Annotated in this window: 11 protein-coding genes; 3 read left to right on the top strand and 8 right to left on the bottom strand. The window is 33.5% G+C overall.

From position 1 onward, the window contains the following. Positions 1-6 precede the first annotated feature (6 nt). Genes ACPX19_RS12050 through ACPX19_RS12040 form a run of 3 tightly spaced genes read left to right on the top strand, consistent with a single transcriptional unit; the run spans position 7 to position 2,397 of the window. Positions 7-570: a hypothetical protein gene (locus tag ACPX19_RS12050; protein ID WP_426430256.1), complete on the top strand. Its 564-nt coding sequence runs from the start codon at positions 7-9 to the stop codon at positions 568-570. Then, complete coding sequence (locus tag ACPX19_RS12045) at positions 548-1,636, top strand: hypothetical protein (protein WP_426430255.1); 1,089 nt, start codon at positions 548-550, stop codon at positions 1,634-1,636. Before ACPX19_RS12050 ends, ACPX19_RS12045 begins: the two co-directional genes overlap by 23 nt. Positions 1,637-1,671: 35 nt before the next feature. Continuing rightward, positions 1,672-2,397, top strand: a complete 726-nt coding sequence (locus tag ACPX19_RS12040) for a head GIN domain-containing protein (protein WP_426430254.1) — start codon at positions 1,672-1,674, stop codon at positions 2,395-2,397. Positions 2,398-2,477: 80 nt separating this feature from the next. Here the strand turns inward: ACPX19_RS12040 and ACPX19_RS12035 are convergent, their stop codons facing one another. The 8 genes from ACPX19_RS12035 to ACPX19_RS12000 all read right to left on the bottom strand — a co-directional run bounded on the left by ACPX19_RS12035 (position 2,478) and on the right by ACPX19_RS12000 (position 12,900). After that, positions 2,478-3,074, bottom strand: a complete 597-nt coding sequence (locus tag ACPX19_RS12035) for a DUF4136 domain-containing protein (protein ID WP_426430253.1) — start codon at positions 3,072-3,074, stop codon at positions 2,478-2,480. A 176-nt stretch (positions 3,075-3,250) separates the two neighbouring features. Continuing rightward, positions 3,251-3,427, bottom strand: coding sequence for a hypothetical protein (locus ACPX19_RS12030; protein ID WP_426430252.1), 177 nt, complete (start codon positions 3,425-3,427; stop codon positions 3,251-3,253). 149 nt (positions 3,428-3,576) lie between these two features. Next, complete coding sequence (locus tag ACPX19_RS12025) at positions 3,577-4,482, bottom strand: hypothetical protein (protein ID WP_426430251.1); 906 nt, start codon at positions 4,480-4,482, stop codon at positions 3,577-3,579. A 31-nt stretch (positions 4,483-4,513) separates the two neighbouring features. Continuing rightward, complete coding sequence (locus ACPX19_RS12020; RefSeq protein ID WP_426430250.1) at positions 4,514-5,803, bottom strand: MFS transporter; 1,290 nt, start codon at positions 5,801-5,803, stop codon at positions 4,514-4,516. Positions 5,804-5,871: 68 nt separating this feature from the next. Next, entirely contained in the window at positions 5,872-6,702 is an 831-nt protein-coding gene (locus tag ACPX19_RS12015) for a M48 family metallopeptidase (RefSeq protein WP_426430249.1), read from the bottom strand. 81 nt (positions 6,703-6,783) lie between these two features. After that, positions 6,784-9,201, bottom strand: coding sequence for a glycoside hydrolase family 31 protein (locus ACPX19_RS12010; RefSeq protein WP_426430248.1), 2,418 nt, complete (start codon positions 9,199-9,201; stop codon positions 6,784-6,786). A gap of 152 nt (positions 9,202-9,353) precedes the next feature. Further along, positions 9,354-11,264 carry a 1,4-alpha-glucan branching protein GlgB gene (gene glgB / locus ACPX19_RS12005; RefSeq protein ID WP_426430247.1) on the bottom strand — a complete coding sequence of 637 codons (1,911 nt, stop codon included), beginning with the start codon at positions 11,262-11,264 and terminating at the stop codon, positions 9,354-9,356. Positions 11,265-11,268: 4 nt separating this feature from the next. Then, entirely contained in the window at positions 11,269-12,900 is a 1,632-nt protein-coding gene (locus ACPX19_RS12000; protein WP_426430246.1) for a trehalose synthase, read from the bottom strand. Positions 12,901-12,902 lie beyond the last annotated feature (2 nt).

Below are 12,902 nucleotides of genomic sequence, written 5' to 3'. Positions count from 1 at the left end.
ACAATTATGGAGAAATATACTCTAGATGAATTATTTGACAACCTTAAAGGTGAGTTTGATATCAACGAGCCTAAACAAGGTCATGAACATCGTTTTTTAGATAAGCTGAATGCAAATGATTTGGCTTCAGTTGAGACTAAAAAAATCATAAGCATCAACTGGAAACCATTTATAGCCATTGCTGCATCTGTAATTATTTGCTTAGGCATATTTACCACAATAAATGCGCAACCAGAAGTTATGGATTTAGCAAGTGTCTCACCTGAAATGTCCGAAACTCAAGATTTCTTTACAGCTACTATTAATGCTGAATTAAAAAAACTAAACAGTGAACGTTCTCCTTTTACTGAGCAAGTTATAACCGACGCTTTAGACCAAATTGAACTGTTAGAAAAAGACTATCAAAAACTTAAAACAGATTTAACAGAAAGTAATAAAGACCAGCGCGTTATTTACGCTATGATCAACAACTTTCAGAACAGGATAGACATTTTAAACACAGTTCTTAAACAAATTGAAACTATTAAAGAATTAAAAACCACCAGTGATGAACCGAAAAATACACTTTAGAATAGCACTACTATTTTTGTTGATGCCTTTCATAACATTAGCAAATACAAAACCAGAAGTTGCTAAAACTACAAAAGAACGTAAAATTAAAAAGTCTTTTGATGTATCTTTTAACGCAACATTAAAAATAGACAATAGCTATGGCAACATAGAAGTTGTGACTTGGGACCAAAACCGTATTGAGTTCGATATTATGATTGAAGTGACTGGCAACAATGCCGAAAAAGTTGAAGAACGTCTAAACGAAATTTCCGTTACTTTTAAAAATACGTCAGATTTAGTATCGGCTAAAACGAATTTTAAAAATAAAGATAGAAATTGGTGGAGCTGGAATAATAACAAAAAACTAAAGGTAGAAATACATTACCTCGTAAAAATGCCAATAACCAACAATATAGATTTAGATAACAATTACGGAAGTATAAATTTAGATAGGCTAAAAGGTAAGGCCAAAATACACTGTAGCTATGGGAAAATAACAACAAAAGAGCTTATGGCAGACGACAACTACATTAATTTTGATTACAGTAAAGGATGCTATTTTGAATTTATTAAAAGCGGAAAATTATATGCAGATTACAGTGACTTTACCTTAGTAAAAACAAAAAATCTCTACTTAAATACTGGCTACACAAATTCTATAATCGAAAATTCAGAAAATATAGAATTTAACTGCGACTATGGTTCCTTAAGAATAGATAATATTAACAATCTTAAAGGCGATGCGGATTATCTTACTTTACGTGTAGTTAACCTGTACAAAAGTGTTAGTTTAAATGCCGATTACGGATCATTAAAAATAGACCGTATGGCTTCAAATGCGCAAAACATTGATATCGATTCTGAGTTTATGGGAATTACTATTGGGTATGACAGCAATTATAGTTTTGATTTTGATATCGATTTAGAGTATGCTTCACTTAGAGATTCAGATGCTTTTAATTTTACTAATAAAGAGGTAGGCTCTTTTGAAAAAAAATACAATGGTTACCATGGCACTAAAGGCTCTGGAAACTATGTAAAAATTAAATCACAGTACGGAAGCGTAAGCTTTCAACAACAATAATCAATAAACGAACAGTAACCAAACAATTCAGAAACATGAAATTATTAAAATCAATTACGTTAGTAGCTTTCCTTTTTAGTGTTACAACATCTTGTGCACAATGGGGAAAATGGAAAAAAGTTAAAGGCGATGGAAACATCACTACAGAAAACAGATCTACTGGCGATTATGACGGCTTAAAATCTGCAGGACCGATGGACTTTAAATTGGTGCAAGGTAAAGAAGGAAGCATTACCATTGAAGGTGATGCCAATCTAATGGAATACATCATTACAAAAGTAGAAGGTGGCAAACTTGTAGTAAAAGTTGAAGATGGCATTAATCTAAGACCAACAAAGACTATTATTGTAACAATTCCTTATGAATCTATCAACTCTGTATCCTTAGCTGGCTCTGGTGATATAGAAAATTCTGGAACTATAGAAGCTGATGATTTTGATGTATCACTAGCAGGATCTGGAGATATCAATTTAAAGATTAACTGTGATTCTGTTGAAAGCAGTATTGCAGGTTCTGGAAACATACAATTAACAGGCACCACAAAAGATTTAACGACAAAAATAACAGGCTCTGGTGATTTTGATGGCAGTGACTTAGACAGCACTAATGTTACTGCTAAAATTACCGGTTCTGGTGGTGCTAATGTGGTTTGTAATGGTGAACTTAAAGTAAGAATTACAGGTTCTGGTGATGTAAAATATTCTGGAAAACCAACCAACAAAGACACTAAAGTAACTGGCTCTGGTAGCGTTAGCAACTAGTACTTAATCAACCAAAAAGAAGAAAGGACAAGTGTTTGCTTGTCCTTTTTAAATTTATGAGTAGAGGTATAATAGTGTTATTAAACGGGGAATTTTTTAAAGATTTCATTTATCATTCGGGTCATAAGAGTAGGATCTGAAATATGAGCTTTAAAGTTTTCGGCCATACCAGACCAAACCAGTTCCTTGGTGGTTTTGTTAAATATCTGTACAATCAAGGTACCTTCTTTATAAGGTTGGTTATTAAGTGCATTTTCACTATTAGTGAAATAACGTTTATAATCTGTTGTCGATACAGAAGCATAGTTTGGACTATTACCAGATGTAGAGCCTCCATCGGTTGGCGCTTGCTCATAATAATTGTTGCTTCTACCCCTAAGGTTACTTCTTATTTCATTGGATGTACTTAATAGAACCAACAAATCTGGATTATCTGTATCTACGGAAAATCCTTTTTCGACCATTTTGGTATTCATGGTAGCAATTAAAGATTCTTCAACAGATCGATCTACATTTGCATTAAATTCATTCAATTCTATAGACGTGTTTGGCAGATAAGCAAACGTTTTAAAGTTCTTAAAATCGTCATCAGTATATTTTTTTGATTTAACATTTGATGCACAACTCACAAAAATAAGTAGTGCTACAAGCGAAAAGAATCTTAAAGTTGTTTTCATAGCAAAATAGTTTTAAGTTAAAAAGTCGATTAAAGTCGAACATGGATTAGCATAGAATTTTGCATGATTAATCATAATAAAGAAATTTATAAAATCATATCCACATCCTATACAAAAATAATATTTAATTGATTTTCAGAAGAATAGAAATTGTTATATTTATGTTAATCAGAAATCTAATTCGTTCCAGCTTCAAAATCAACTTTCCATTTTTCCCACTCGTCTAAGAAATAGTTAAGGATAATTGGGTTGTCTAAAGTATTATGTTTGGTTTTAGCAATGGTAATATCCTTAGGAAAAATAAAGGCTTGTTCTATTTGGTTAGGGTTAAGATATTTTAAATCTTTTGGCAAAGGTTTAGCTCCAACTTTAATACTAAAGATGAAAGTACCTTTAGGTATAAGATGGAAGGTACAAATAGCTTCTTCATTATTGATTTTTTAGTGACTTCCAATATAAGAATATTTATGAATCAACAACCTAAGTTTAGATTACCAGAAATTTAGATTTTCTCATAAACAAAAATAACACGTTCAGTAATTACTGAGTTATCAATATTGCTTTCGGCATAAAAACCATCATCAATAGCAACGTATAGGTTTCCGTTTTTAAATAAACTAATTGTTGATCCATCAGTAAATAATAAATCAATCGTATTAATGGTTTCTGACCAAGTAAAGTTTCTGTCTACATTAATTTGTATACAGTTAGTAAAAAAATCTTCCCCATCTGCTGTAGGTGTATATGTAAACTCAGCCATAGATCTCAAAAACATGGTGCCTGTTGCATCAGGATTAAACTCAATGGTCTCATTTTCATAGCAATCTATATCTTCAAGGTAATTATTAGTTACTATTCCATCATTATTTAAATCTCTCGGTTCATCAGTATTCCATGAAATCAATTTCCATGTGCCCAAAACATCTACTACTTCTATTTCACAACTGCCAAGTTCTTCTAAAATAGAGAGTAAAGTACCATCATCGCCACAAACCTCTATTTGATAAAGTATAGCATCCTTGTAAGCATTACACAAATCTTCTATGGTTTCATCTGCTGCGCTCTCATAAATAATACGTGCAAGTTCGGTTGCTTCAGTTGCTTCCTGACATAAATTAACTTCTTCTTCACAATTACCTAGATTGTCTGCTTGTAGTTGCAAGCCACCATCTTCGTCACCACAAACTTGTATCTGATTTAATAAAGCTTCTTTATAGTTGAAACAAAATTCATTGTAATCTTCTTGAGATGCGTTTAGAAAATTTCCAAGAGCAATAGATGTAATTTGAGTAGCATCTAAACAAGCAGTATCTTCAAATATAATTTCACCTTCATAAGGTTCATTATCACAGTTTACTGCCATAAATAGTATGGCAAATGTGCCTAATAAAAATATTTTCTTAACCATAGCATGTTAAAGTTAAGAATTAATTTTGAATTTATTTTTTTGGCACTCTATAAAGTAGAATAATGCCTATTAAAAAGAAGATAAATAAGAATAATATAGAATTACGCATGCTTCCTGTAATCTGATCTATAAAACCATAAATGAGCATTCCAATAACTATACCTATTTTTTCGGCAACATCATAAAAACTAAAATATGATGTTGTGTCTTCTGTTTCTGGTAAAAATTTAGAATAGGTAGATCTGGCTAAAGATTGCACACCTCCCATAACCAATCCAACCAAAGATGCTGCTATGTAAAATTGCACGGGTGTTTTCATAAAATAGGCGTAGAAACATAAACACATCCAAATAAAATTAACAGCAATTAGTGTTGGTATATTTCCAAATCTTGAAGATGCCCTCGATGTTAATACCGCACCTATTATCGCTACAAGTTGAATCACTAATATACTTACAATTAACCCCATTGTTTTAGCCTCATCACTTCCCCAATTAATTTCTTCTTCACCAAAGTAAACAGCAACCAACATTATGGTTTGAACAGCCATGCTAAATACAAAAAAGGCATTTAAATAACGTTTCAATCTTAAGTTGCCTTTTAGGTCTATCCAAACACTTTTTAATTCTTTAAAACCATTGAAAATAACATCCTTCGTTACCTTGTGCCCTAAAGAAGCTCCTTTTGGTAAAATATAAAATGTATACTGACTAAATCCTGCCCACCAAATACCAACTGTTATAAATGAATAGCGCATCATCTGTACTTTATCTGCACCATTTTCTTGGCTCATAACCATCACTAAATTAATAACCAACAAAATGACACTACCTATATACCCTAAGCTAAAACCCTTTGCACTTATACTATCTTGTTGCTCTTCATATGCTATGTCTGGTAGATATGAATTGTAATACACTAGACTTCCCCAATACCCTATAAGCCCCATAAAATAGAATAATAAACTAAGATGAATTCTATCTAAACTAAACCAATATAAACCTATGCAACCTGCTGAACCAACATAGCAAAAGAACTTCATAAAATTCTTCTTATTACCAATATAATCAGCAATACCAGACAGAATAGGAGACATTACTGCAACTACCATAAAGGTAAAAGCTGTTACAAAAGTGATTAACGCAGTGCTTTTAAATTCATATCCAAATGCGGTAACTTTTTTAACCTCTGAAATAAACAATGCAGAATAAAATATTGGAAAAATAGACGATGCTATTGTAAGGGTATATACTGAATTTGCCCAATCATAAAATGCCCAAGCATTTAGAAGTTTTTTACTCCCCTTTTTAAGTTCGCTCATATATGTAAATTAAAAAAGCTGCTCTTGTTGAACAGCTTCTAAAGTAATCAATTATTTTTAAGCCAATATTAATTTATTGGTCTAAACGAAGTAACACCGAATTTTTTTGCCTCAGACTTTGCTTTTGGTGCTAACTCCTGTAAATTCGCAATTCTCGAATCATTACTTGGATGCGTACTCATAAACTCTGGGGGCGCTTGTCCTCCACTCTTCGCCTTCATACGTTTCCAGAGTTCGGCCGCTTCATCTGGATTATAACCAGCAATGGCCATTAAGTATATACCTATTTTATCGGCTTCTGTCTCATGGGCTCTACTAAATGGTAACATTCCACCCACGTTACTAGCCAAACCATAAGCTTGCATCCACATTTGTTGTTTTTCTGGGCTCTCATTACCAGTTGCTATAGCTACACCTACACCACCAAGTTGTTGAAGCATGCCAGAACTCATGCGTTGTTGTCCATGATTTGCCAAGGCATGTGCAACCTCATGTCCCATAATCGCAGCAACACCTGTTTCGTTCTGTGCAATAGGAAGTATGCCTGTATAGAATGCAATCTTACCACCTGGCATGCACCAAGCATTTACCTGCTCAGACTCAATTAATTTATACTCCCACTTATAATCATCCAAATAGCCTTGATATCCATTAGAGTTTAACCAACGCTCAGCAGCAACGGCTATTCGTTGGCCTACTCGTGTAATCATCTCGGCATCTTTGGTACCAGTAACAACTTTACTTTCATTTAAAACCTGATTATATTGTGCAAATGAAGATGGAAATAACTGGTCATTAGAAACAAATGCCATGGTTTTTTTCCCTGTAAATGGATTTGTAGCGCATGATACAACAATTGCTACTATTCCTAATATTGAAATTACTTTTTTTAAAGTCATAGCTAATGGTTTTAATTATGTATTTACTAAAATACTAAATCTATTCCTAATTATAGGACACTTCTTGTATAATATGATTACTTAGTTTTTACTTCTTTTTCCAAGAATATGAAGCTCGGAGAAGTTTTTGTCTACTACAAAAGAACTAGTGCCATTAGATTTTAAATGCTCTAGAGAGATAACTTGATTGTCTATTTGAATTTCAATAATATCAAAAGGTAATCCGTGAATATGAACATTAAATGTTTCATAATCAGTAATAAATTTTCCTTCTTTATGCTGATTTATAATAAGCTCATTCTCTCTGCCCGTAAGACTAAAGTTTCTCAAGCTATATCTCCCTTTTGTATAATCATATCCATCATCAGCATCACTGAATAACTCACTTGCTTCTTTACCATTTTTGTAATAAACATCTAGAGTAATCTCTTTTATTTCTTTTTCACCAACATATTGCTGTACTGGGAATTTAGGAATAATCGCCCCTTCTTTAATAAAAATTGGCATATCATCTATATCTGCATCTACCCACATTTCCTTACCACCTTTTATAATTTCATCTGTCCAGAAATTATACCAATTCCCTCTTGGAATATACATTCTACGTCCTTTTGCATTTGGCTCTAAAACAGGGCAAACTAAAATCTGCTCACCAAAGATAAACTCATCTGTTCTATAATGGGTTTGAACATCATCTTGATCGAACATTACTAAAGATTTTAATAATGGTGTGCCGTGATCTGCATAGTTCCAGAAAGCAGTATACAAATAAGGTAATAACTGATACCTTAACTCAATAAACTTGCGTACTATATTAGTAACATCCTCATCAAAAGCCCAAGGTTCCTGATCCCCATGATCACCAGAAGAATGAACTCTAAAGAACGGATGGAATATACCTAATTGAATCCAGCGCGTAAACAATTCACCTTGAGGCTGCTCGGCAAAACCGCCGATATCACTACCGGCAAATGAGAAACCAGACATTGCTAATCGCTGTACTTGAATATTTGCAATCCACAAATGTTCCCATGTTGCAACATTATCTCCAGTCCATGTAGATGTATAACGTTGTGTGCCAGAATAAGCGGCTCTTGTTATTACAAATGGTCTTTTAGGATATGAATACTTCTTTAATCCTTGATAGGTAGCTCGAGCCATTTGCATTCCATAAATATTGTGTGCTTTTCTGTGACTGCATGGATTACCATCGTAATCATGCCTTACATCATCAGGGAAAGTTTTATTTGGCACTTCCATTACCGCAGGCTCATTCATATCATTCCATACGCCTTTAATACCGATTTCCTCAATTAATTCTTTAAATAGACCTGACCACCAATCTCTTACTTCTGGATTTGTAAAGTCCGGAAAGTAGCACTCTCCTGGCCATACTTTTCCTTTCATATAAGGACCATCAGCACGTTTACAGAAATAATCATTTTCTAAAGCTTCCTTAAAAACCGAATAGTCTTTATCAATTTTAATACCAGGATCTATGATGGCAACGGTTTTAAAACCTTGCTCTTTTAATTCTTTAACCATACCCTTAGGATCAGGAAAATACTCTTTATTCCATGTAAAGCAACGGAAGCCATCCATGTAATCAATATCTAAATAAATAGCATCACATGGAATCTGAAGCTTTCTAAAGGTCGATGTTATTTCTTTTACTTTACTCTCAGGATAATAGCTCCACTTGCATTGATGAAAGCCAAGTGCCCACAATGGTGGCAAATGGTGTGGCTTTCCTGTTAAATCGGTATAACTTTCTACAACATCGCTCATTTTTGGACCGTAGAAGAAATAATAATTCATCTCACCACCTTGCGCCCAAAAACTTGTGACATTACGTCTTTCATGAGCAAAATCGAATGAAGTTCTGAACGAATTATCGAAGAAAATTCCATAAGCCTTACCATGATGAAGCCCAGTGTAGAATGGAATAGCCTTATAAATTGGGTCTGTATCTCTTCCGTATGCATAAGAATCCGTAACCCAATTGTCGTAACGCTTTCCTTTTAAATTGAGATGATTAGGTTTATCCCCAAGTCCATAGTAACTCTCACCATCGTTAGAAACTTTACTCATTTTTACGATGTTTCCACCAAATCCATAGCTTTCTTCCCAATGGAAACCTATTTCATCTTGGTTAATTAAAATATTATCTTTTACATCGTATACAGAGACGCGAAGGCTTTCCTTAGAAATTTCGCATCGTAATTTAGAGGTTATTACTACATAACAATCTTCATTCTCTTCAATTTCTAATTTATTATAACCAATACTAGCGTATTTGGTTATAGCATAAGAGAAGTCATTATCAAAATTACCTACGGTAGTATATCTAAATCTTAAAAGGCTATCGCGGACAACTGTTAATTGTAGAATAACATCATTATCTGTTGAGAAATAGAGTTTATCTACATCTTTCTTAAAGCTTATTATTTTTGAAGGAAACTGATTTCCTTTATTTTCTAATTCTGTATTTGTAATCATAGTATGATTTAATATTTAAGGGCGTGTAAAAAAACGGAAAAATTAGAAATTAAGAAAGTGGTTAGCCCTCTAATTATATAGAATTGTCAACTATAACGTTTTCGGACATTAATTTTGCTTAAATCACAAATATTCAACTGAATACCAAGCTATTATTTTGAATATTTAAATGCAACCATTCCTAAAGGTGGGATATTTATCTCAACAGAATAATCTCTATATTGCCAAGGTTCTGTTTTTACAGTTTGTGTTTTATTTTTATACATTCCTGTTCCAAAATATTTTTTTAAATCACTATTAAAAATCTCTTTTAACTTACCTTTTCGTGGTACACCCATTTTATAATTGCCTTTTGGTATTGGTGTCATATTACAAGCAACTATAAGATCATCATCTGTATCATTACCTTTTCTGATGTATAGTAGTACTGAGTTTTGAGAATCATTGTAATCTATCCATTCAAAGCCTTCTCCTGAAAATTGTTTTTGGTATAAAGCTGGCTCGCTACTGTAAAACTTATTTAAATCTTTAATCAATGTTTGCACACCTTTATGAGGATCATACTGTAATAAATGCCAATCTAGACTTTGTTGAAAATTCCACTCGCCGCTTTGACCAAACTCTGCACCCTGAAACAACAGGTTAGTGCCTGGATGCGTAAACATGTAGGAATATAATAATCTAAGATTTGCAAAACGTTGCCACTCATCTCCTGGCATACGCCCTAAAATAGAATGTTTACCATAAACTACTTCATCGTGACTTAATGGAAGCATGAAGTTTTCTGTAAAAGCATAGGTCATACTAAAGGTTAAATCATTTTGATGGAACCGCCTATAAATTGGCTCTTTAGCAAAGTATTGCAAGGTATCGTGCATCCAACCCATCATCCATTTCATTCCAAAGCCTAAACCTCCAATACTCGTTGGTTTTGAAACCATAGGAAAAGCAGTGGATTCTTCTGCGATAGTTTGAACATCTGGAAAGGTACTGTAGACTGCTTCATTCATTTCTCGCATGAAGGAAATAGCCTCAAGATTCTCTCTCCCTCCAAACATATTTGGTTCCCATTCCCCATCTTCTCTACTATAATCTAAAAAGAGCATTGAAGCCACAGCATCAACACGTAATCCATCAGCGTGGTATTGATCTAGCCAAAAAATGGCATTACTTATTAAAAACGATTTTACTTCATTACGACCATAATTAAAAATTAAACTTTTCCAATCGGGATGGTAGCCTTTTCTCCTATCTGGATGCTCGTACAAAGCAGAACCATCGAAAAATCCTAATCCATGAGCATCTTCAGGGAAGTGAGAAGGCACCCAATCTAAAATAATTCCAATATCATTTTGGTGAAGCTTATCTACTAAAAGTTTAAACCCTTCAGGATAACCAAAACGAGATGTTGGCGCAAAATAACCGGTGAGTTGATAGCCCCAAGAAGGGTCATAAGGATATTCCATAACTGGCATAAGCTCTACGTGTGTAAAGTTCATATCCTTAACATAGGTTACAAGATCTTTTGCGAGTTCTTCATAAGTTAAGAACTTATTTTCTTCAACCTTCTTTTTCCAAGAGCCTAAATGAACTTCGTAAACTGAAAAAGGGGCATCTAAAGCATTATGGTCTTTTCGTTTTTTCATCCATTTGCTATCCTTCCACTTATAATCATCCTCCCATACTATTGAAGCTGTTTTTGGAGGATGCTCACAGCGTCTTGCATAAGGATCTGCCTTTTCGGTTTTTATATCGTTATGATGACTGTGAATTTTATACTTATATAGATTTCCTTTGCCCACACCTGGTATAAAGCCTTCCCATATGCCACTTTCGTCCCAACGAACATTAAGTTTGTGATCTCCTTCTAACCAAAAATTAAAATCGCCAATTACTGAAACTGATTTTGCGCTTGGTGCCCAAACTGCAAAATACGTACCTTCTACACCATTAACCGTTATGATGTGAGAACCGAATTTTTCGTAAAGGCGATAATGTTTACCCGATTTGAACAGATTGATATCAAAATCGGTAAATAAACTGTGTACTATAACTTCTGCCATAAAATTAGTGGTTGATAATATTTGAAATTCCTTTTAATGGAATAACTGCCCAAAGTGGTCGGGAATTAAGCTCATAACCTAGTTCGTAAACCGCTTTTTCTAATAGTGAGTATTTTAATAAAAAGATACGTTCTTGTTGGTAGCCTATATTGATATTTGCATTCTGAATTTCTACAACATAAGTTCCCAAGAATAGACCAATAAAGTATTGATACAAAATTTCACCTGCTTTAAAAAGTTCTTCTTGATTATGCTTATATTTATCTTGATTGTTAAAAATAGTTGCATAAATGGCATAATGAAATGACCTAAACAATCCGGCAACATCCTTAAGTGGTGGTTGTTTAACCTTTCTGTCTCTAATTGTACTTTCTGGTTCTCCTTCAAAATCAAGAATATAGAAATCATCATTCTTAACAAGTATTTGACCCAAGTGGTAATCGCCGTGAACTCTTAACCGTTCACCTTTTAACTTAGTCCAATCAAAATTTAAAAAACGTTTCCTTATTTCATTTTTACGTTCCAAAAACTCATGTGCCAACTCCAATGCCAAGCCATCAAGTTTATGAAGATTATTCTCAACCGCATTCAGCCTATTTTGAAATTGGTATAATAATCTATTTTTTAACCAAACCGTATAATCACCATTAAAACGTTCAGGCGTAAAGGATGTGTCCTCAAACTCTGACCCTAAAGCAATATGCATCTCTGCTGTACGCTTAGCAAGTGTTTGTATCTTGGTAAACACATTTAAACCTGCCCAATCAATTATTTGCGCAGGAATATCCCTAATCATCAATCTTTCAAATGGTTCTGTATGTGGAAGACGACCAATATTGATGTTTTTATACTCTAAATTTGAAAATACTTTATGCAACTCTTTAAGCATGTAATCCCATGCATCTCCTTCATTTGGAACCAATTCGTTCATTAAAGCTATGGTTATATTGGTATTCTCATGATCTTTAATTTGCATGCTTCCCAAATAAGCTGGCGTATTTTTAAAATCTTTCTTTTCGGATAAAAAACGACTCATCTCGTAATCTGGGTTACGGTCTGCGTAAATTCTCCTAAAGAATTTTAAAACATATTTATTGTTATAAACAATAGAGGTATTACTCTGCTCCATACCCATAAATCTGGAAGACTCGTATTGACAATCCGTAAATATTGAGCTCTTTTTGTACTGCACTCGAGTACGGTCTTTAGGCACAGCATTGAGTATGCGCTCAAAAACTACTTTTCTAAAAGATTCAAGGTTAATGGCATCTATGATAAAGCCTTCTTGTTTTTGGATGCTTATTGGAAGGATACGGTCATCTTTAGCAAAGTTTTCATCAGATACAAAAGCTATTGGCAAAAAGTAATGTTGATAAAAAGCTTCATAAAAATTCACTTCTAAAATGAGTCCGTAATACACTTCTTCATTCTGTTGGATTCTGAAATATTCAGCTAGTTCAATGTATTTTAGCTTACTAGATTTTCCACCATACCAACGCTGTTTAATGATATACTTTTCTAGTACGTCTGATAGAAATGTTTTTACAAAATCTTTATTTTCCATCAATTCTTCCCATTGTACATCAAAATTGTACAGTGTTTTGAGATTGACTGTTGTAGATTTCTTTTTGGACATTT

Source organism: Winogradskyella sp. HB-48 (assembly GCF_049942685.1).
Taxonomy (GTDB): Bacteria; Bacteroidota; Bacteroidia; order Flavobacteriales; family Flavobacteriaceae; genus Winogradskyella.
This window is presented reverse-complemented; position numbering and strand designations above follow the sequence as displayed.

Bases quoted from the DNA above. Each gene is read 5' to 3' on its own strand.
- ACPX19_RS12050 (WP_426430256.1), top strand. From the start codon at position 7: ATGGAGAAATATACTCTAGATGAATTATTTGACAACCTTAAAGGTGAG.
- ACPX19_RS12045 (WP_426430255.1), top strand. From the start codon at position 548: ATGAACCGAAAAATACACTTTAGAATAGCACTACTATTTTTGTTGATG.
- ACPX19_RS12040 (WP_426430254.1), top strand. From the start codon at position 1,672: ATGAAATTATTAAAATCAATTACGTTAGTAGCTTTCCTTTTTAGTGTT.
- ACPX19_RS12035 (WP_426430253.1), bottom strand. From the start codon at position 3,074: ATGAAAACAACTTTAAGATTCTTTTCGCTTGTAGCACTACTTATTTTT.
- ACPX19_RS12025 (WP_426430251.1), bottom strand. From the start codon at position 4,482: ATGGTTAAGAAAATATTTTTATTAGGCACATTTGCCATACTATTTATG.
- ACPX19_RS12020 (WP_426430250.1), bottom strand. From the start codon at position 5,803: ATGAGCGAACTTAAAAAGGGGAGTAAAAAACTTCTAAATGCTTGGGCA.
- ACPX19_RS12015 (WP_426430249.1), bottom strand. From the start codon at position 6,702: ATGACTTTAAAAAAAGTAATTTCAATATTAGGAATAGTAGCAATTGTT.
- ACPX19_RS12010 (WP_426430248.1), bottom strand. From the start codon at position 9,201: ATGATTACAAATACAGAATTAGAAAATAAAGGAAATCAGTTTCCTTCA.
- glgB (WP_426430247.1), bottom strand. From the start codon at position 11,264: ATGGCAGAAGTTATAGTACACAGTTTATTTACCGATTTTGATATCAAT.
- ACPX19_RS12000 (WP_426430246.1), bottom strand. From the start codon at position 12,900: ATGTCCAAAAAGAAATCTACAACAGTCAATCTCAAAACACTGTACAAT.